The organism is Pseudomonas sp. P179, assembly GCF_000478485.2.
Classification (GTDB): Bacteria; Pseudomonadota; Gammaproteobacteria; order Pseudomonadales; family Pseudomonadaceae; genus Pseudomonas; species Pseudomonas aeruginosa.
Genome location: NZ_KI517354.1, coordinates 1,039,438 through 1,057,617, shown reverse-complemented (window position 1 = coordinate 1,057,617; position 18,180 = coordinate 1,039,438). Strand labels below are relative to the sequence as shown.

Annotated in this window: 16 protein-coding genes; 9 read left to right on the top strand and 7 right to left on the bottom strand. The window is 65.1% G+C overall.

The window, feature by feature from the left end:
• Position 1 precedes the first annotated feature (1 nt).
• Positions 2–1,372, top strand: a complete 1,371-nt coding sequence (pelG, locus tag HMPREF1224_RS17590; RefSeq protein ID WP_003091283.1) for an exopolysaccharide Pel transporter PelG — start codon at positions 2–4, stop codon at positions 1,370–1,372.
• 40 nt (positions 1,373–1,412) lie between these two features.
• Here pelG and HMPREF1224_RS17585 read toward each other — a convergent pair whose 3' ends face one another.
• A complete protein-coding gene (locus tag HMPREF1224_RS17585) occupies positions 1,413–1,643 on the bottom strand; it encodes a hypothetical protein (protein ID WP_003091282.1) in 231 nt (76 codons plus the stop codon).
• Between the two features lie 125 nt (positions 1,644–1,768).
• Here HMPREF1224_RS17585 and HMPREF1224_RS17580 point away from each other — a divergent pair, with 125 nt between their 5' ends.
• Both HMPREF1224_RS17580 and HMPREF1224_RS17575 read left to right on the top strand, forming a co-directional pair.
• The gene (locus HMPREF1224_RS17580; protein ID WP_003143634.1) at positions 1,769–2,245 is read left to right on the top strand and encodes a helix-turn-helix domain-containing protein; all 477 of its coding nucleotides are present in this window, start codon (positions 1,769–1,771) and stop codon (positions 2,243–2,245) included.
• 37 nt (positions 2,246–2,282) lie between these two features.
• A complete protein-coding gene (locus tag HMPREF1224_RS17575; RefSeq protein ID WP_003115353.1) occupies positions 2,283–2,759 on the top strand; it encodes a helix-turn-helix domain-containing protein in 477 nt (158 codons plus the stop codon).
• Between the two features lie 116 nt (positions 2,760–2,875).
• On the opposite strand, the gene HMPREF1224_RS17570 is transcribed toward HMPREF1224_RS17575, so the two are convergent.
• From HMPREF1224_RS17570 to HMPREF1224_RS17560, 3 genes are all read right to left on the bottom strand, one after another.
• Positions 2,876–4,780 carry a M14 family metallopeptidase gene (locus HMPREF1224_RS17570; protein WP_010793210.1) on the bottom strand — a complete coding sequence of 635 codons (1,905 nt, stop codon included), beginning with the start codon at positions 4,778–4,780 and terminating at the stop codon, positions 2,876–2,878.
• 167 nt (positions 4,781–4,947) lie between these two features.
• Complete coding sequence (locus HMPREF1224_RS17565) at positions 4,948–5,949, bottom strand: alpha/beta fold hydrolase (protein WP_003103224.1); 1,002 nt, start codon at positions 5,947–5,949, stop codon at positions 4,948–4,950.
• 71 nt (positions 5,950–6,020) lie between these two features.
• Positions 6,021–6,902, bottom strand: coding sequence for a DUF6685 family protein (locus tag HMPREF1224_RS17560; protein ID WP_003103225.1), 882 nt, complete (start codon positions 6,900–6,902; stop codon positions 6,021–6,023).
• Positions 6,903–7,054: 152 nt separating this feature from the next.
• On the opposite strand from HMPREF1224_RS17560, the gene HMPREF1224_RS0112000 reads away from it, so the two are divergent.
• The gene (locus HMPREF1224_RS0112000) at positions 7,055–7,276 is read left to right on the top strand and encodes a DUF2835 domain-containing protein (RefSeq protein ID WP_003103227.1); all 222 of its coding nucleotides are present in this window, start codon (positions 7,055–7,057) and stop codon (positions 7,274–7,276) included.
• Between the two features lie 56 nt (positions 7,277–7,332).
• On the top strand, positions 7,333–8,361 hold the full coding sequence (locus tag HMPREF1224_RS17555; RefSeq protein ID WP_003103236.1) for a quinone-dependent dihydroorotate dehydrogenase: 1,029 nt from the start codon (positions 7,333–7,335) through the stop codon (positions 8,359–8,361).
• Positions 8,362–8,448: 87 nt separating this feature from the next.
• Here the strand turns inward: HMPREF1224_RS17555 and rmf are convergent, their stop codons facing one another.
• A complete protein-coding gene (rmf, locus tag HMPREF1224_RS17550) occupies positions 8,449–8,661 on the bottom strand; it encodes a ribosome modulation factor (RefSeq protein WP_003103238.1) in 213 nt (70 codons plus the stop codon).
• A 460-nt stretch (positions 8,662–9,121) separates the two neighbouring features.
• Between rmf and rlmKL the strand changes: the two genes are divergently transcribed.
• Complete coding sequence (gene rlmKL, locus HMPREF1224_RS17545) at positions 9,122–11,299, top strand: bifunctional 23S rRNA (guanine(2069)-N(7))-methyltransferase RlmK/23S rRNA (guanine(2445)-N(2))-methyltransferase RlmL (protein ID WP_010793209.1); 2,178 nt, start codon at positions 9,122–9,124, stop codon at positions 11,297–11,299.
• 68 nt (positions 11,300–11,367) lie between these two features.
• Here the strand turns inward: rlmKL and dacB are convergent, their stop codons facing one another.
• Positions 11,368–12,798 carry a D-alanyl-D-alanine carboxypeptidase/D-alanyl-D-alanine endopeptidase gene (gene dacB / locus HMPREF1224_RS17540; protein WP_003091272.1) on the bottom strand — a complete coding sequence of 477 codons (1,431 nt, stop codon included), beginning with the start codon at positions 12,796–12,798 and terminating at the stop codon, positions 11,368–11,370.
• Positions 12,799–13,108: 310 nt separating this feature from the next.
• Between dacB and HMPREF1224_RS17535 the strand changes: the two genes are divergently transcribed.
• The 3 genes from HMPREF1224_RS17535 to HMPREF1224_RS17525 all read left to right on the top strand — a co-directional run bounded on the left by HMPREF1224_RS17535 (position 13,109) and on the right by HMPREF1224_RS17525 (position 16,741).
• Positions 13,109–13,453 carry a YggL 50S ribosome-binding family protein gene (locus tag HMPREF1224_RS17535; protein WP_003091271.1) on the top strand — a complete coding sequence of 115 codons (345 nt, stop codon included), beginning with the start codon at positions 13,109–13,111 and terminating at the stop codon, positions 13,451–13,453.
• A 425-nt stretch (positions 13,454–13,878) separates the two neighbouring features.
• Entirely contained in the window at positions 13,879–14,502 is a 624-nt protein-coding gene (locus tag HMPREF1224_RS17530) for a response regulator transcription factor (protein WP_003091268.1), read from the top strand.
• Positions 14,503–14,515: 13 nt separating this feature from the next.
• A complete protein-coding gene (locus HMPREF1224_RS17525; protein WP_010793208.1) occupies positions 14,516–16,741 on the top strand; it encodes an ATP-binding protein in 2,226 nt (741 codons plus the stop codon).
• Between the two features lie 10 nt (positions 16,742–16,751).
• On the opposite strand, the gene HMPREF1224_RS17520 is transcribed toward HMPREF1224_RS17525, so the two are convergent.
• Positions 16,752–18,083 carry a deoxyguanosinetriphosphate triphosphohydrolase gene (locus tag HMPREF1224_RS17520; protein WP_003091265.1) on the bottom strand — a complete coding sequence of 444 codons (1,332 nt, stop codon included), beginning with the start codon at positions 18,081–18,083 and terminating at the stop codon, positions 16,752–16,754.
• Positions 18,084–18,180 lie beyond the last annotated feature (97 nt).

Below are 18,180 nucleotides of genomic sequence, written 5' to 3'. Positions count from 1 at the left end.
CATGGCCGGCATCGGCTTCGAACTGCGGAAGATCCTTTCCCGCGATTCCTATACGGCGACCCTGCGCGCCTACCTCTACGCCGGGCTGATCAGCTCCGGTCCCTGGGTGCTGTCGATCGTCAGCGTGATGCTGATCGGCGTGCTGAGCCTCGGCGTGGTGGTGCCGGACGTGCTGGTCCGGCAGTTCCTGATCACGGTGACCTACCTGATGGCGCTGTCGCTGATCTTCACCGGGGGACTGCAACTGTTCTTCACCCGCTTCATTTCCGATCGCCTGTTCGAGCGCAAGCACGAGGCGATCCTGCCCAACCTGGTGGGCGTGCTGTTGCTGGTGACGTTGGCGGCGGGCCTGCTCTCGGCGATATTGCTGGCGACCCTGTTCGATGAGCCGTTCGCCTACCGCCTGCTGGTGATGGCCAACTTCGTGGTGCTCTGCAACCTGTGGCTGGTGATCATCTTCCTGTCGGGAATGAAGGCCTACAAACGCATCCTGCTGGTGATGTTCATCGGCTACGCGCTGATGGTCGCCTGTGCCTACCTGCTGCGTTTCATGCAGATGGACGGCCTGCTGCTGGCATTGCTGATCGGCCACGCCAGCCTGCTGTTCGTCTTCCTCTACGACATCCTCCGCGAGTACCCGGCCAGGCGCATGGTGGCCTTCGACTTCCTCGACCGCCGGCAGGTCTTCGTCAGTCTGCTGCTGACCGGCCTCTGCTACAACCTGGGGATCTGGATCGACAAGTTCATCTTCTGGTTCAACCCCTCCACCTCGGACCTGGTGATCGGCCCGCTGCGCGCCTCGATCCTCTACGACCTGCCGATCTTCCTCGCCTACCTGTCGATCATTCCCGGCATGGCGGTGTTCCTGGTGCGCATCGAGACCGACTTCGCCGAGTGGTACGAGCGGGTCTACGAGGCGATCCGCGGCGGAGAGACCCTGCAGCACATCGGCCTGCTCAAGGAGCAGATGATCCTCGCCATCCGCCAGGGCCTGCTGGAAATCTGCAAGGTGCAGGGGCTGGCGGTGGTCCTGCTGTTCCTGCTGGCGCCGCAACTGCTCGGCTGGCTGGGAATTTCCCGCTATTACCTGCCGCTGTTCTACATCGACCTGATCGGGGTGAGCATCCAGGTAGTGTTCATGGCCTTGCTCAACGTCTTCTTCTACCTGGACAAGCGCCGCATCGTCCTCGAACTCTGCGTGCTGTTCGTGATCGTCAACGGCGCCCTGACCTTCGTCAGCCTGCTGCTCGGGCCGAGCTTCTTCGGCTACGGCTTCACCCTGTCGCTGCTGGTCTGCGTGCTGGTCGGGCTGTACCGCCTGACCACCGCGCTGGACGACCTGGAGTACGAGACCTTCATGCTCAATCGCTGAGGGGTTTCGCCGGCGGCAGGGTCTTTCAGAAAGGGCCGATTCACCCGGTTGAATCGGCCCCTTTTTTTGCTTCCTCGATGCGTTTTTGCAGCTTCTGCATATCCACCAGGCGTTGCGTACCGAAGGTTCGCATCGGCAGGTCGCCGCTCTCTATCCAGGCGTAGAGCAAGTCCGGCCGGTCGCTGAGGCCGGTCAGGAAGGCGAAACGCATCAGGGTTATATAGCGGGGGCACTCGGCGAAACCCTCTTGGGGGAGTTCTTCCACTTTCATCAGGCGTCCTGCACCATGGTCCGATGTTGGAGGGGAACCCTCGGTCTAGAGGGCTTGGATTCATATTGATCTACTAACAGTTAGTGAATCAATATGCATAGGGAACCATCAGACGCGGACTACACATGGTAAAGAATCGACGTTTGTTCACTGCTGGCAAGCGCTTGCGCGCCCTGCGCGAGCTGATGGGCTTGAGCCGTCCGCAGTTCGCCGAGTTGGTGGGGATGACGGCCAAGCGCCTGGAGAACATCGAGAACGAGCTGCAGCGCATGCACGACGAGGACTTCGAGAAGGTCTGCGGAACCTTCCCGGAGTTCAGCGACTGGATCGCCTATGAAGGCAGCATCGAGCCGCAGTCGATCGCCTGGAAGGTCGCCGACTCGGCGCAGGCGGCCGCGGTCTACCTGGTGGAGCGCAACCCGGTGCTGCTTGAGCAGCACGGCATCGACATGCAGGCCTGGCGCGAACGCCACCGCGAGATACGCGAGGCGCTGCTGGCGGCGGAACAGGCGCCGGAGGCGGAGCCGGCGCCCCTGGAAGAGCCGCCGGAACCCAGGCGCCAGCGGAAGAGGAAAACGCCCGCGAGCGGCAAGGGCGACTGAGGCGCATCGCGCCAGAAACGAAGGGAAGTATCCGTACATGGTCTATGTAGTGAGGAAGCGCTGCCTGTTTCGCGCCGGCGAGCGCCTGTTCGGGTTGCGCGGGCTGACGGGGTTGAACCGACCGCAGTTTTCCGAGGTGGTCGGCATGGATCCCAAACGCCTTGAGAACATCGAGAGTGGCCGGCAGCGCATGCACGACGAGGATTTCGAGAAGGTCTGCGGGACCTTCCCGGAGTTCAGCGACTGGATCGCCTATGAAGGCAGCATCGAACCGCAGTCGATCGCCTGGAAGATCGCCGAGGCCGCCCAGGAAGCGGCGGTCTATCTGGTGGAGCGTAACCCCGAGCTGCTCGAACTCCACGGTCTCGACGTGCCGGCCTGGCGCGAGAAGCATCGGGAAATCCTCAAGAAGGTGCGCAAGCGGGAGTTGTCGCCGCCACCCGAAAAACCACCGAAACCCAGGCGCAAGCGCAAGCCGAGAAGCAACCTGCCCACACCCACCGACGGTACCTGAGACCGGCTCCCTCTCCCCAGCCCTCTCCCGCAAGCGGGAGAGGCAACGGGGCTCCCGAAGCCCAGCGGTAGGGCGGATAACGCGCAGCGTTATCCGCCGTCAGCCCCAGGTGGGCCTCAGAACACCACTCCTACCGGATAGACGAAGGCGTTCACGTCGTAGAACGGCGTGCGCTGGTAGAACCATTGCAGGCGCGCCTGCGGATCGGCGGCGAAGGCCTTGTCCTCGCGCAGGCGTTTGTCGAAGGTGGCCTTCAGCGCCGGGTCTTCCGCCAGCATCTTGCGCGCCATCGGCTCCATCACGTATTCCTCCGGCTCCTCGGCGGCCACCAGGGTGGAATTGAAGAAGCCCCAGGACCAGAAGGAATCCGGACTCTGCGGTTGCAGCAGGTCGATGGCCAGGACGCCCAGCGGCTGGGCGGTGTCGATCGACAGCGAGCCGGCCGGGAAGGTCTGCAAGCGCTGGAACGGCTTCGGCGTGCCGCTGACCAGCAGGCGACCTTCGTAGCCCGGAATCCGGTTGCCTTGCACGCGATCCGGTTCGAAGCCATCGGCGAGCTTGATGTCGTCCATGCGGTACAGGGTCACGGCGATTTCGGTCGGACGCTCCAGGGTGCTATAGCGGATGCCGTGGGCCTTGATCCGGGCGATCACCTCGTGCCACTGCGCCGGGACGATGAAACGCTGGGGACGCGGCACCACCAGGTCGGGTACGCCGTTGTCGGTCACCGGTAGCTTCAGCGTCTTCGGCCGGTTGCTCCAGACGATGGTGCGGGCCCCGGTGACCGGCGATTGCTCGTAGCGGTAGTCGCCGACCACGAACGGCGTCTCGGCGGCCTCGCCCGGCTTCCAGGTGAGGATCACCTCCTTCTGCCGCAGCAGGCGCTCGCGGTCGCTGGCGATGGCCTGGCGCAGGCTGGCGGCCTGCTCGCCGATCACCTCGAACATCGCCTTGAGCATCACGTAGTTGCCCAGCACCTGGGTCTTGTACGGATGCAGGGCGTGTTGCTCGATGAGGATCGACGGCACGTTGCGGATGTCGCCGTACTGGTTGGAGAAGCGCGCCAGGTCGGTGCGGTAGGGGTAGTAGCCCTGGGTCGGATCCTGGTTGTCGTTCAGGCTGATGCATTCATGGACCATGTGCCCGAGGCTTTCCAGCGCCTGGTACACCGGCTTGCGCATGACCTGGTCCATCCAGGCGCTGCTCGCCGGTGACCAGCCGTTGCCGTTGTGGCAGTAGGAGCTGTCGTAGGGATACATGGCGCCGTCGGTGGAGTGGGTGTCGGCGAAGAAGCTCAGCTCGTAGTGGTTGAACACCCAGGCGACGTTGCGGATCTCCGCGCTGTCGAGCTTGGTGAAGTCGCGGTTGAGATTGAGATTGCGGCCGTTCACCCGCCAGCCGGTCTCCTGCGGGCCGTTCTGGTTGATCCGCCCGTAGGCGCTGCGGCGCAGGTCGCCGTCGACGTTGACCACCGGGATGAACAGCAGGTTGATCTTCTCCAGCAGCCCGGCGAGCGGGCGGTCGGCAGCGCTCATGTCGCGCAGCAGCATGAACATGGCGTCCTTGCCGTTGGCCTCGCCGGGATGGATCTCGGCTTCCACCAGCAAGGTCGGCTTGGCGGAGCGCTTCAGGCCGGCGGCGGACTTGTCGGCCTCGGTGGAGGCGGTCACCAGCAGCATCGGGTGACCCTCGGCGCTGCGCTCGGGCAACTCGCGCAGGGCGATGCGGCCGGAGGAGGCGGCTACCAGTTTCTCCAGGTAGGCGCGGGTCTCGCGGTAGTCGCTGGTGCGCTGGAAGTCGCTGCTCTCGGCCTGGGTGATCAAGGGGTCGCCGGGCTTGGCGAGGTAGCGCAGGCTGCCCAGCCTCTGCTCGAACATCGGTGGCAGGATGCGCTGGCGGGCCGCGGCCGGGTAGGCGCTGTCATCGATGTAGGCGGGCGCGTGGGGCAGCTCCGCGTGAGCGGGCAGGGCGCTCGCCAGCAGGACGCCGGCGAGTAGCGAACGGGGTAGGCAAGGGAACACGATGAACCTCCATGTGGATGGGAACGGCCGCGGCGTGGGCGGGCCTGCGCGACGCGAGCCACGCGTCGTCGCGCAGCCAGTGCAGTGAAACGCCGGCGGCAGGCATCGGTGTTGACGCCGGGCAAGGCGCGGCGAAGCCGATGGCGAGAGCGCCGCCGGTGGATGGTTCAGGGCTGGGTTTGCAGACCCTCCAGCAGTGCCTGGTGGAAGCGTTCCGGAGCCTGTATCTGCGGGGTATGGCCAAGGTCGGGGAATTCCACCAGGGTCGCCTGGGGAATCCGTCGGGCGGCGTCCTTGCCCAGTTGCGCGTAGTTGCCCAGCCTGGCTTTCAGTTCCGCCGGCGCGGCGTCCTTGCCGATGGCGGTGTTGTCTTTCTCGCCGATCAGCAGCAGGGTCGGCATCTGCAACCGGTCCAGTTCGTAGACCACCGGCTGGGTGAAGATCATGTCGTAGGTCAGCGCCGAGTTCCAGGCCACCGACTCGCGCCCCTTGCCGCGATACATGCCGGCCTGCATCTGTACCCAGCGATCGAACTCGGGGCGCCATTCGCCGGCGTAGTAGGTGGCTTGCTGGTATTGGCGAATGCCTTCGGCGCTGGTCTGCAAGTCGCGCCTGTACCAGTCGTCGACGCTGCGCCAGGGCACGCCCAGGGCCTTCCAGTCCTCCAGACCGATGGGGTTGACCAGCACCAGTCGTTCGACCTGCCGCGGATAGAGCAGGGCGTAGCGGGTAGCGAGCATGCCGCCCATGGAGTGGCCGATCACGCTGGCCCGGGCGACGCCGAGCCGTTCCAGCAGGGCGTGGGTGTTGGCTGCCAGTTGCTGGAAGCTGTACTGGTAATGGGCCGGCTTGCTCGACTTGCAGAAACCGACCTGGTCGACTGCGATCACCCGGTAGCCGGCGTCGGCGAGCACGTCGATGGTGCGCTCCCAGGTCCCGGCGCAGAAATTCTTGCCGTGCATGAGCAGGATGGTGCGGCCGTTGGCTTTCTTCGGCGCGACGTCGAGGTAGGCCATGCTCAGCGGCTGGCCCTGGGAGGTGAAGTCCAGATAATGCACCGGATAGGCGTAGTCGAAGCCTTCCAGGCGTTCGCCGTAGACCGGCGCCTGGCTGGCCAGCGCCGGCCCGCAGGCGAGGGCGAGACAGAGGCTGAGGCGGGGTAGGGACATGCGATCGCTCCTGTGTGGGTCTGCTGGAGGATGCACGTCAGGGCGCGAGCTGGCCAGTCCTGGCCGGTTGCCTACAGTTGCTTCAGATACTTCACCACGTCTGCCGCGCCCGCCGCCCGCAGACCTTCGCCGAGGGCATCGGCGCGTTCGTCGTTGCGGGGCAGCAACAGGCATTCCGGGGTTTCCGGGGTGAACAGGGCGAGTCGCGCATAGGGCAGGCCGGTATCCAGCAGCAGGCTCATGAAGGTCGGCTCGGACCAGGCCTGGGTCGGAATCCGCAGCATGTGGTAGCGCCGTTCCAGTTCGTCCAGCGCGCCGGGCTCCAGTTCGTAGCGTTCCAGGTGTGCCGGCAGCTTCAGTTCCAGTTCGCGGCGGCGGGCGTAGACGATCGCCGCGGCGAAGGCGCAGGCCTGGCGTTCGCCCGCCCAGAACAGGCGCTCGCCGTGCCAGGCGGCCTGGCGCAGGCGGATGCTGTCGCCGTTGGTGAAACGCGGCAGGGCCAGGCTCAGGGCCTTGACGAAATCCTTGTAGCTGATGATCCGTACGCCCCGGCAGACCTCGGCCGTGGCCAGGTCTTCCAGGCGTGGGCAAGGTGCCTGGACGAGGATCTCGCGGCTGCATACGCCTTCGATGGTCTTCAGGTCGACCGACTCCAGGGTGGAGTGGCTGACCCGCACCAGGCGCTTGAGGACCGCGTGGGCTTCCGCCTTGTCTTCCTGGACCGGGCCGGACAGCGCGCCGCGCGGCAGGTCGACCAGGGTGTGCAGGGGCGGTCCGGCCTGCCACCAGACGCTCGGCTCCGGCCGTCGCAATGGCTGGAACGGCAGCTCGAGGGCGGCCGCCCGTTCGCGCAGCTCCCGGCCATCGCTTCGCGCGGCACCCAGGCGCAGGCGGTTGGCGAGTGCGGAAAGGCGACCGGTGAAGGTGCTGTTGCTACGCGAGTTGGAACTCATGATCGACGGAGGGCTCCTCGGGCTCGGCGACCGACGCGGAAAGGGGTGGGAGGGGACGGCGACGGTCCGTCCATTGAAGCACAGGTTCGGGCGTGACATTCAACCGCGTGGTTTGTGGCAAGCTGTCGTGGTTCATTCAAGCGGGGGGCTCCATGCCCAGTCTCATCATGGATATCGCCCTGTCCGGCGAACGCCTGCAGGCCATCTACGGCGGCAGGGCCAATCGGGTCCTGCTGCGCAGCCGCGACGGTCGCCGGGTGAACCTGCCGGCCCATCACCTGCGTCCGTTCATCGGCCACGATGGCGTGCATGGCACGTTCCGCCTCGATTTCAGCGAGGATGGCCGCCTGCTGGCGCTGCAACGCCTCGCCTGAGCGGGCGCTCGACGGCTATAATCGGCACCCTTCATTCTGCCGACCGATACCCGACCATGTACACCCTGGCCCGCCAGCTGCTGTTCAAACTGTCCCCGGAAACCTCCCACGAACTGTCCATCGACCTGATCGGGGCCGGCGGCCGCCTGGGCCTGAACCGCCTGCTGACGCCCAAGCCGGCCAGTCTGCCGGTCTCTGTGCTGGGCCTGGAGTTTCCCAACCCGGTGGGGCTGGCCGCGGGCCTGGACAAGAACGGCGACGCCATCGACGGGTTCGGCCAGCTCGGTTTCGGCTTCATCGAGATCGGCACCGTCACTCCGCGACCGCAGCCGGGCAATCCCAGGCCGCGCCTGTTCCGCCTGCCGCAAGCCAACGCGATCATCAATCGCATGGGTTTCAACAACCACGGCGTCGACCACCTGCTGGCGCGGGTGCGTGCGGCGAAGTATCGCGGCGTGCTGGGGATCAACATCGGCAAGAACTTCGATACCCCGGTGGAGCGCGCGGTCGACGACTACCTGATCTGCCTGGACAAGGTCTACGCCGACGCCAGCTACGTCACCGTCAACGTCAGCTCGCCGAACACGCCCGGCCTGCGCAGCCTGCAGTTCGGCGATTCGCTCAAGCAACTGCTGGAGGCACTGCGCCAGCGTCAGGAAGCGCTGGCGCTGCGGCATGGCCGGCGGGTACCGCTGGCGATCAAGATCGCCCCGGACATGACCGACGAAGAGACCGCGCTGGTCGCCGCGGCGCTGGTCGAGGCGGGGATGGACGCGGTGATCGCGACCAATACCACTCTCGGCCGCGAAGGCGTGGAAGGCCTGCCGCATGGCGACGAGGCGGGTGGCCTGTCCGGCGCGCCGGTGCGGGAAAAGAGCACGCACACGGTGAAGGTGCTGGCCGGCGAACTGGGCGGACGGCTGCCGATCATCGCCGCCGGCGGTATCACCGAGGGCGCGCACGCGGCGGAGAAGATCGCCGCCGGGGCGAGCCTGGTGCAGATCTATTCGGGTTTCATCTACAAGGGACCGGCGTTGATCCGCGAAGCGGTGGACGCCATCGCCGCATTGCCGCGGCGGAATTGAAAAGGGCTCCTTGCGGAGCCCTTGGGCTTGCGCCCGCCGCCCGGATGGGGCGTGCCTTGGGGAAATCGGTGCTATCCGTGTTGTCGCTTACACGTGCTGGAGTTGATTGAGACGTTGTAAGCCGGCCGTGCCAGTGAGGCCGTCCCAGTTGTCGCCACGGCCCTCGCGCCAGCCGTTGAGCCAGGACTGCCGCGTCGTAGGATGGGTGAACGGACAAAGATCACGAGATTTACCGGTTATGCCGTTCTGATAACCACGCAAGAAGGCTCTTTCCAACGGATCACGCTTAAGTCTTCTCATAGGGTGTTGCCCTCACTTGTTGACTGTTATGTCCCGTTGGCCCCCAGGGGAGGCCTGGCGAAGCTTTCGCCGAAAGGGGTCGTTGCCGGCGTGACGACCCTCGCCCGACACCGTTGCGGTGGCGGATTAACTGGAGTTCTAACCAAAGCGTTCAGGCGTGTGAATGACCGATTTGTCATAAAGACTTAACGCTTTCGTCGATAGGGCCATATGTTGCAGGCTCATGACGCCTGGTTTCCGGCGCTAACGCCGCAGGGTCGCGGGGTTGCGCCTTATAACGATTTGCACCCCCACCAATTGAGATTTCCTCGCATTCCGACGAAGGGTCGCCCAGACTGCGACTCGGGGTCGCAGCGAGCAACGCCGGGAGCGTTCCGGCAATCGAACCACGGCACCTGGTGCCAAAGAAGTGCCCATGAGGGTGCTTCCACTGACAAGGGCTACGGCCCGGGAAGGCGATATGGCTGATGTTTACGAATTGTTTCTGACCTGCCCGAAAGGCCTGGAAAGCCTGCTCCTCGAAGAGGCGCAGGGGCTCGGCCTGGACGAGGCGCGCGCCCAGGTGTCGGCGGTGCGCGGGCAGGGCAGCCTGGAGGTGGCCTATCGCCTCTGCCTGTGGTCGCGCCTGGCCAACCGGGTCTTGCTGGTGCTGGCGCGATTCCCGGTGGAGAACGCCGAGTCCATGTACATGGCGGTCCACGCGGTGAACTGGGAAGACCACCTGGACGCCGGCGGCACGCTGGCGGTGGAGTTCAGCGGCAAGGGCTCGGGCATCGACAACACCCATTTCGGGGCGCTGAAGGTCAAGGATGCGATCGTCGACAACCTGCGCGAGCGCTCCGGCCGACGTCCGTCGGTGGACAAGGTCAATCCGGACGTGCGCGTCCACCTGCACCTCGACCGCGGCCAGGCGACCCTTTCCCTGGACCTCTCCGGGCATAGCCTGCACCAGCGCGGCTATCGTCTGCAGCAGGGCGCCGCGCCGCTGAAGGAGAACCTGGCGGCGGCGGTGTTGATCCGTGCCGGCTGGCCGAAGATCGCCGCCGAGGGCGGTGCCCTGGCCGACCCGATGTGTGGCGTCGGCACCTTCCTGGTCGAGGCGGCGCTGATGGCTGCCGATATCGCGCCGAACCTCAAGCGCGAGCGCTGGGGCTTCAGCAGTTGGCTGGGGCACGTGCCGGCGCTGTGGCGCAAGCTCCACGAGGAGGCCCAGCAGCGCGCGGCGGCCGGCCTGGCCAGGCCGCCGTTGTGGATTCGCGGCTACGAGGCCGACCCGCGCCTGATCCAGCCGGCGCGCAACAATATCGAGCGTGCCGGAGTGGCCGACTGGGTGAAGATCTACCAGGGCGAACTGGCGACTTTCGAGCCGCGCCCGGACAAGGGCCAGACCGGCCTGGTGATCTGCAACCCGCCCTATGGCGAGCGCCTCGGCGACGAAGCCAGCCTGCTGTATCTCTACCAGAACCTCGGCGAGCGCCTGCGCCAGAGCTGCATCGGCTGGAGCGCCGGGGTGTTCACCGGGGCGCCGGAACTGGGCAAGCGCATGGGTATCCGCAGCCATAAGCAATACGCGTTCTGGAACGGCGCGCTGGCCTGCAAGCTGCTGATGATCCAGGTCGAGCCGCGCCAGTTCGTCACCGGCGAGCGTGGCGAACGCAACGACGAAGGCCTGGCGCGGGCGCCGAGCGAGCCGGCACGGCTGAGCGAGGGCGGGCAGATGTTCGCCAATCGCCTGCAGAAGAACCTCCGGCAACTGGGCAAATGGGCGCGCCGCGACAAGATCGAGTGCTATCGCCTGTATGACGCCGACATGCCGGAGTATGCCCTGGCGGTGGATATCTACGGCGATTGGGTTCACGTCCAGGAGTACGCCGCGCCCAAGTCGATCGATCCGGCAAAAGCCCAGGCGCGCCTGTTCGACGCCCTGGCGGCGATTCCGCAGACCCTGGGCGTTGCCCAGGAGCGAGTGGTGGTCAAGCGCCGCGAGCGCCAGGCCGGCAAGAAGCAGTACGAACGGCAGAGCAGCGAGGGCAAGTTCCTCGAGGTGGGTGAGGGCGATGTGCGCCTGCTGGTGAACCTGACCGATTACCTGGATACCGGGCTGTTCCTCGATCACCGGCCGATGCGCCTGCGCATCCAGAAGGAGGCGGCCGGCAAGCGCTTCCTCAACCTGTTCTGCTATACCGCCACGGCCACCGTACATGCGGCCAGGGGCGGCGCGCGCAGCACCACCAGCGTCGACCTGTCGAAGACCTACCTGGACTGGGCGCGCCGCAACCTGTCGCTCAACGGCTTTTCCGACAAGCAGCGCCTGGTGCACGGCGACGTGATGGAGTGGTTGCGGGAAGACGATGGCCAGTACGAACTGATCTTCATCGACCCGCCGACCTTCTCCAACTCCAAGCGCATGGAAGGCGTGTTCGACGTGCAGCGCGACCACGTCGAACTGCTCGACCTGGCCATGGCGCGGCTGGCGCCGGGCGGGGTGCTGTATTTCTCCAACAACTTCCGCAAGTTCGAACTGGACGAGAGCGTGCAGGCCCGCTATGCGGTCGAAGAGATCACTGGCGAAACCCTCGATCCGGATTTCGCGCGTAATCCGAAGATCCATCGGGCCTGGAGAATCACCGTTCGCTGAGGCGAGCGGCATTCATGCAAAAGGCCGCCGGCGGGCAACCGCTGGCGGCCTTTTTTTCGTACTGCGCCTTATTTCCGCGCGTGCAGGCTCAGCAGTACCTGGTCGAGGATCGCCGAAGCGCCCCACGGCCGCGGGCTGTTGAGGATCGCCACCACCACCCAGTTGTGGCCGCTGGCGTCGCGGCTGAAGCCGGCGAGGGCGCGCACGGTGTTGAGGGTGCCGGTCTTCACGTGCGCCTCGCCGACCAGTGCGGTGCGCCGCAGGCGTTTGCGCATGGTGCCGTCGAGGCCGGCCAGCGGCAGCGAGGAGATGTACTCCGCTGCATAGGGGCTGTGCCAGGCGGCTTGCAGCATCGCCGCCATCTCACGGGCGCTGACCCGTTCCTGGCGCGACAGTCCCGAGCCGTTCTCCATCACCAGGCGCGGCGCGGTGATGCCCTTGCGCGCCAGCCACTGCCGCACCACCCGCTGCGCGGCCTGGGCGTCGTCGCCGTCGGCACTGTTGCGGAACTGCGCGCCGATGGAGAGGAACAACTGCCGGGCCATGGTGTTGTTACTGTATTTGTTGATGTCGCGGATGATCTCGACCAGGTCTGGCGAGAAGGCCTTGGCGATCAGCGTGGCGTTGCGCGGTACGCTGCCCTGGCGGTCCTTGCCGAGGATGCTGCCGCCCAGCTCCTGCCAGATGCCGCGCACCGCGCCGGCGGTGTAGCCGGGGTGGTCGAGCAGCGACATGTAGGTCTGCGCGCTACAGCCCTGGGGAATCTGTCCGGTGGCCAGCAGGGTGGTGCCGTCGAACTGGGTCACCGGGCTGAAGCGCAGCTTCGGCCAGGCCGGGCAGGTGGCCGGCGCGGTCATCTTCACCTGGTTGTCGATGCGTACGTTGGCCAGCGGCGGGTCCATCTGCACGTTGACCTTGTTGCCGTCGGTGCGCACCACCATGCGCACGCTCTTCAGGTTGACCAGCAGCGAGTCCGGACCGACCAGGAACGGCTTGGTGTCGTCGCCGCCGTCGTCGTTGAATACCGGCAACTGCGGGATGTTGAAGTAGCTGCGGTCGAGTACCAGGTCACCTGTGACCTTGGTCACGCCATTGGCGCGCAGGTCGCGCATCAGCAGCCAGAGCTTCTCCATGTTCAGTTTCGGATCGCCGCCGCCCTTGAGGTAGAGGTTGCCGTTGAGCACTCCGTTCTTGAGCTGGCCGTCGGTGTAGAACTCGGTCTTCCACTGGTAGGTCGGGCCGAGCATTTCCAGGGCGGCATAGGTGGTGAACAGCTTCATGGTCGAGGCCGGGTTCACCGATACGTCGGCGTTGTAGTAGGTGGGGTTGCCCGGGCCGTCGAGCGGAATCAGCACCAGCGACAGATCGTTGCCGGTCAGCTTGTTGGTCTGCAGGGCTTTCTGCACGTTGGCCGGCAGGGTGGCGTTGACCTGGGCGAGGGTGGGAAGGGCGAAAGGCAGGAGCGTGGCGAAGGCAAGAGTACGCAGCGACTTGAACATTAATGAAGAACCCTTGAAGACGGAGGGTAGAAAATGAAATGAAGATGAAAAACGAAGCGAACCTGAAAAAAGAGACGGACATCACGCGAAGAGGCCGTCTTGCTCATTATGCCGCAAGGCGGATAACGATGCGCTGGAGTTTCGCGGAGTTCGCCGTCATATCGCCGAATGGTCGGAACTGGTAGAGTGCGCCGGCAATCCGGCCGCGCCGCGCGGAGCTTGCCGGGGTTCGCCCGCGGCTCCAGCGGCGTCGGCTACTGTCTGTAATGCGAGGCTCCGCCAATGGAGCGTCAATCCAGGAGATGCCGCCATGGCTACTAATCGTTCCCGCCGCCTGCGCAAGAAATTGTGCGTCGATGAATTCCAGGAGCTGGGTTTCGAATTGAACTTCCACTACAAGGAAGGCGTGGATGCCGATGCGGTGAACGCTTTCATGTTGCGCTTCATCGATCAGGCGATCGAAGCCAACGAACTGACCTATGGCGGCTGCGACGAATTCGGTTTCGTCTGCCTGGCGCGCCGTGGCTCGGTCAATGAAGAGCAGCGGGCCCTGATCGAGGCCTGGTTGAAGCAGCAACCGGAACTGGCCAGCGTCGAGGTCGGCGCGTTGGTCGACGCCTGGTACCCGGAACAGCCTGTCCTGCCGAAGCTCTAAGCGATAGCGCCGCCATCCCGCCCGAGGATGGCGGTCGCGTCTTCCCTCCCTTTCGATCCTGCTCCGGCGCTATCTGGCCCGGCGCCCGTCGTGCTTCCCTTTGCCCTGCCAAGGCATGTCGGCGGCTTGTGGCCGTACATGCGGATAGCAATACTCCGAAACCCCTGACGAACTATTCAACTCGCTCTGGCAGATAACGAGCCGGGAAGGCGCGTATATATGCGGGTGTTTTTCATGCAGATAACCAGGCCAATTGCTTGGCAATATACGAGGTTTTGAATTCGCCGTAAGAAATAAATTAAGTTTCCGTGAGAATATTCCTTAAAGTATATGAGTTGCCATCGAGTATCTCGACAATATGGCTCCCGTCTATATCTTGCTCAGGAGAATTTTTTCTGAATTTTTATTGGCAAGGAAATCAGACAATGAGCCGTATCCTGATAGTCGACGATCATCCCGTGATTCGCATGGCCATGAAGATGTTGCTGGAAGCCGAAGGGCACCAGATCGTCGGCGATACCGATAATGGCGTGGATGCCATCAGCCTCGGGCGGGAGCTGAAGCCGGACCTGGTCATCCTCGATATCGGCATTCCCAGGCTGGACGGCCTCGAGGTCATCAGCCGCCTGATGGTGCTGGCGTTGCCCCTGAAGATCCTCGTCCTGACCGGCCAGAGCGCCTCGCTCTTCGCCCTGCGCAGCATGCAGGCGGGCGCAGCCGGGTTCGTCTGCAAGCAGGGCGGACTGGCCGAACTGGTGACGGCGGTGAATGCGGTCGCCTCGGGATACAGTTACTTTCCCAGCTCGGCCATGCGTCCTGTGCAACAGGGCGCCTATTCCGACGATGTGGAATTGCTCGGACGCCTGTCCGATCGCGAAGTATCGGTATTGCAATACCTCAGCCAGGGTTATTCGAACAAGCAGATATCCGAGCAGATGTTTATCAGCAACAAGACCGTCAGCACTTACAAGGCGCGCTTGTTGTTGAAGTTGAACGCCGGCTCGCTGGTGGATCTCATCGAGTTCGCCAAACGCAATACGCTTATCTAAGGGCCGGAACCGAATGAAGTTCCAGAAACGCAGTGCGTGCATGCTCGGCCTGCTTCTCATATTCGCCTGCATGGCGGGATATGCCGTTCCGGCGAGGGCGACGGCTGGCGAATATTCTTCCATGCTCCGGATTCCCGCTCCGGATCGTCCGGGGGACGCCGATGTGGTCGACGAAGCGCCGCTACGCCAGGCTGCCGACGGGCTGCGCTCGCCATCCCCTTCCAGCCTGGTGCTCGGCCTGCTGGTGGCCTGCCTGGTCTGCGTCGGATGCCTGGGCTGGAATACCGTCCTGCAGCTCAGGCTCAGGCGTTGGCAACGTACCGAAGCCGACCTGAGCGGCCGCCTGGCATTGAAGCAGGCGCTGGTCGACGGGATTCCCTACCCGGTGAGCATCCGCACGCTCGACGGTCGCCTGCTGGCCTGCAACCGCAATTACCTGGAAAGCCTGCGGATGACCCGAGAGCAGGCCCGCGGCACCCTGTTGACCGATTCCGACTGGGTCGAGGGCAGCAAGGCACGGCTCATGCACCAGCAGTGCCTGGCGGTGGCTCGGGGAGGAACGGCGAGCTTCACCGACATGGCGGTGCGCATCGGCGGGCAATTGCTGGAGATCCACCATTGGGTCACGCCCTACAGGGATCGCCAGGGCCGGGTGCTCGGCCTGATGAACGGCTGGATCGACATCACCGAACGGGAGCGCCTGGCCCGCCAGTTGCGCGAGGCGATGCGCCAGGCGGACGAGGCGAATCGGGCGAAGAGCGTCTTCCTGGCGACCATGAGCCACGAGATCCGTACGCCGATGAATGCGGTCATCGGCATCCTCGAACTGGTCCTGCAGCGCCTGGCGCCGGAGCAGCGCGAACGCGCCTCGCTGGAGGTCGCCTACGAGGCAGCGGGGTCGCTGCAACTGCTCATCGGCGACATCCTCGACGTCGCCAAGATCGAGTCCGGTCACCTGACCCTCACGCCCGAGCGGGTTCGCCTGCGCCATGTCGTGGAGTCGGTGCGCCGCATGTTCGAAGGCCTGGCCCGGCAGAAAGGCCTGAGGCTCGTTGTGGAGCTGGACGATGCCCCGGGACGGGACGTGCTGATCGATCCCCTGCGCTTCAAGCAGGTGCTCTCCAACCTGGTGAGCAATGCGATCAAGTTCACCGAGCGGGGACAGGTGACGATCCGTCTCCAGGAAAGGAGCCTGGACGAGGGGAGGGCGATCGTCCGGGTGGACGTGGAGGATTCCGGTATCGGTATCGCTCCGGCGGACCAGGCGCGCCTGTTCCAGCCTTTCATCCAGGTGGCCAAGGGACGCACGGTGCAGGGCGGGACCGGCCTTGGGCTGGCGATCTGTCGGAAGTTGGTGGACCTCATGGGCGGCGATGTCGAGATGCACAGCGAGCCGGGCAAAGGCACCCGGGTGTCGCTCGACCTGCTCTTGCGCCAGTGCGGGCCGAAAATGCCTGAATCCGGCCAGGACCCGCTGGCAGCATCCATGGAGCCGTCTCGCCGCCTGCATATCCTCATCGCCGACGACTATCCGCCCAACCGGGTACTGCTGCGCCAGCAACTGGAGTTTCTCGGCCACCGGGTGGCGGAAGCGGAGGATGGCCAGGTGGCGCTGGAGCTCTGGGCCGACGAGCGCTTCGAGGTGCTGATCAGCGACTGCAACATGCCGCGCCTGAACGGCTATCAGCTGGCACGCAGGATACGCATCCAGGAACGGTGCGAGCGACGCGCGCCGATCCTGATCCTCGGCTATACCGCCGACGCCGAGCCGGACGAGGTACAGCGCTGCCGCGACGCGGGCATGGATGATTGCCTGTTCAAGCCGCTCGGCCTGGAGACCCTGCGCAACTACCTCGCGACCTCTTTCGGACGCGACGCCGCGCAGCCCCGGGGGCTCTATGATGCAGCCGCTCTCAGCAGCCTCGGCGGCGACCGCCCGGAACGGCTGCGCGAACTGCTGGAGACCCTGCTAGGCAGCAACCGTCAGGACCTCCAGCGCCTTGCCATCCTCCTGCGCGAGGGCGACAGGACCCGGCTCGCCGAGCATGCCCACCGCATCAAGGGCGCCGCACGGATGATCGGGGCGCGTACCCTGCTGGAGGCCTGCGAGGCCCTGGAGGACGCCTGCCGGCGAAGTGGTGACGGGGAGTGCCTGCAGGCGCCTGGCGAAAGACTCCGGCTGGCCCTGGAGGCGTTGCAGGAGGAACTCCAGGAGCAGTTGGCGGGCGCTGCGGTATGAGCCCTTCCTTTCAGGAGGGGCTCGAGCGTCCGGTCATTTCCCGGGCCATTTCCGTGGCGTAGCTGTCGGTCATGCCGGCGATGAAATCGATCACCTGGAGGAAGGCGCGGTACAGCGGCCACTGCGGGTCGGGCGCGTTGCGTCCGAGCAGGTCGAGGATGCGCCGGTTCTTGAACGACGGCGTATGCCCGCCATATTGCTCCAGCGCGGCGCCACAGAAGGCGTTGAGGAGGATCTCCAGGGTGGTGTAGGCGCCGATCTCGTGGAGGGTCTTGCGCTTGTCCTGGAAGATCTTTTCCCGCGCGATGGCCTTGGCCCGCTGCACGCAGAGCTTGGCCGGGCCATGCATGTGTTCCACCAGGTCGCCGGCAAGCTGCCCGGCGAGCAGGGCCTGCTGCTGGTCGACGAAGGCACGGGCGGCGGCATTGGTCAGGTGCTCGATGGCCTTGCCGCGGAGGATCGCCAGTTTACGCCGGCGTGAGTCCCTGGGGCCGAGTTGGCGATAGGTGTCGGGCAGGTCGTCGCCGACCAGGCCGAGCAGCAGCGCCTCGACCTCGCTGTATTCGAGCAGCTCCATTTCCAGGCCGTCTTCGAGGTCGATCAGGCCGTAGCAGATGTCGTCCGCCGCTTCCATCAGGTAGACCAGCGGATGGCGAGCCCAGCGCTCGTCGTCGAGTTGCGGCATGCCGAGCTTATGGGTGATCTGCTCGAGCAGCGGCAGTTCGCTCTGGTAGCAGCCGAACTTGTGCTTCTTGTAGCCCAGCGCTTCGGCGTGGCGCGAGGTCCAGGGGTACTTCAGGTAGGTACCCAGGGTTGCGTAGGTCAACCGCGTGCCGCCGTCGAACTGGTGGTATTCCAGTTGGGTGAGGACCCGGAAGCCCTGGGCGTTGCCTTCGAAGTGGAGAAAGTCGGAACGCTCGGCGTCGCTCATCTCGTCCAGCCAGCCACGTCCGGCGGCTTGCTGGAACCAGTTGCGGATCGCGTCTTCGCCGGAGTGCCCGAATGGTGGGTTGCCGATGTCGTGGGCCAGGCAGGCCGACTGGACGATGACCCCGAGGTCGCTGGGGTCGCACCACTCGGGTAGTTCCTCGCGGAGGATCTCGCCGACCCGCATGCCCAGCGAGCGGCCGACGCAGGCGACTTCCAGGGAGTGGGTCAGGCGGGTGTGGATGTGATCGTTGCTGGAGACCGGATGGACCTGGGTCTTGCGTCCGAGGCGGCGAAACGCGCCGGAGAAGATGATCCGGTCATGGTCCTTGTGGAAGGCGCTGCGGCCCAGTTCATCGTTGCTGTGTACCGGCTTTCCGAGCCGTTCGCGGGTGAGCAGGGTCTGCCAGTCCATCGGGAATTCCAGGGATGCGCTGAGGCGATGCGGACACGCTAACGGTTTGCCTTGGCAAGCTCAATCGTCGCGTTGGGGAAACGGAGGGCGCCGACCG

What these genes read in the sequence shown, in the direction of transcription:
- pelG (WP_003091283.1), top strand. Translation starts at nt 2, where the DNA reads ATGGCCGGCATCGGCTTCGAACTGCGGAAGATCCTTTCCCGCGATTCC.
- HMPREF1224_RS17585 (WP_003091282.1), bottom strand. Translation starts at nt 1,643, where the DNA reads ATGAAAGTGGAAGAACTCCCCCAAGAGGGTTTCGCCGAGTGCCCCCGC.
- HMPREF1224_RS17580 (WP_003143634.1), top strand. Translation starts at nt 1,769, where the DNA reads ATGGTAAAGAATCGACGTTTGTTCACTGCTGGCAAGCGCTTGCGCGCC.
- HMPREF1224_RS17575 (WP_003115353.1), top strand. Translation starts at nt 2,283, where the DNA reads ATGGTCTATGTAGTGAGGAAGCGCTGCCTGTTTCGCGCCGGCGAGCGC.
- HMPREF1224_RS17565 (WP_003103224.1), bottom strand. Translation starts at nt 5,949, where the DNA reads ATGTCCCTACCCCGCCTCAGCCTCTGTCTCGCCCTCGCCTGCGGGCCG.
- HMPREF1224_RS17560 (WP_003103225.1), bottom strand. Translation starts at nt 6,902, where the DNA reads ATGAGTTCCAACTCGCGTAGCAACAGCACCTTCACCGGTCGCCTTTCC.
- HMPREF1224_RS0112000 (WP_003103227.1), top strand. Translation starts at nt 7,055, where the DNA reads ATGCCCAGTCTCATCATGGATATCGCCCTGTCCGGCGAACGCCTGCAG.
- HMPREF1224_RS17555 (WP_003103236.1), top strand. Translation starts at nt 7,333, where the DNA reads ATGTACACCCTGGCCCGCCAGCTGCTGTTCAAACTGTCCCCGGAAACC.
- rmf (WP_003103238.1), bottom strand. Translation starts at nt 8,661, where the DNA reads ATGAGAAGACTTAAGCGTGATCCGTTGGAAAGAGCCTTCTTGCGTGGT.
- rlmKL (WP_010793209.1), top strand. Translation starts at nt 9,122, where the DNA reads ATGGCTGATGTTTACGAATTGTTTCTGACCTGCCCGAAAGGCCTGGAA.
- dacB (WP_003091272.1), bottom strand. Translation starts at nt 12,798, where the DNA reads ATGTTCAAGTCGCTGCGTACTCTTGCCTTCGCCACGCTCCTGCCTTTC.
- HMPREF1224_RS17535 (WP_003091271.1), top strand. Translation starts at nt 13,109, where the DNA reads ATGGCTACTAATCGTTCCCGCCGCCTGCGCAAGAAATTGTGCGTCGAT.
- HMPREF1224_RS17530 (WP_003091268.1), top strand. Translation starts at nt 13,879, where the DNA reads ATGAGCCGTATCCTGATAGTCGACGATCATCCCGTGATTCGCATGGCC.
- HMPREF1224_RS17525 (WP_010793208.1), top strand. Translation starts at nt 14,516, where the DNA reads ATGAAGTTCCAGAAACGCAGTGCGTGCATGCTCGGCCTGCTTCTCATA.
- HMPREF1224_RS17520 (WP_003091265.1), bottom strand. Translation starts at nt 18,083, where the DNA reads ATGGACTGGCAGACCCTGCTCACCCGCGAACGGCTCGGAAAGCCGGTA.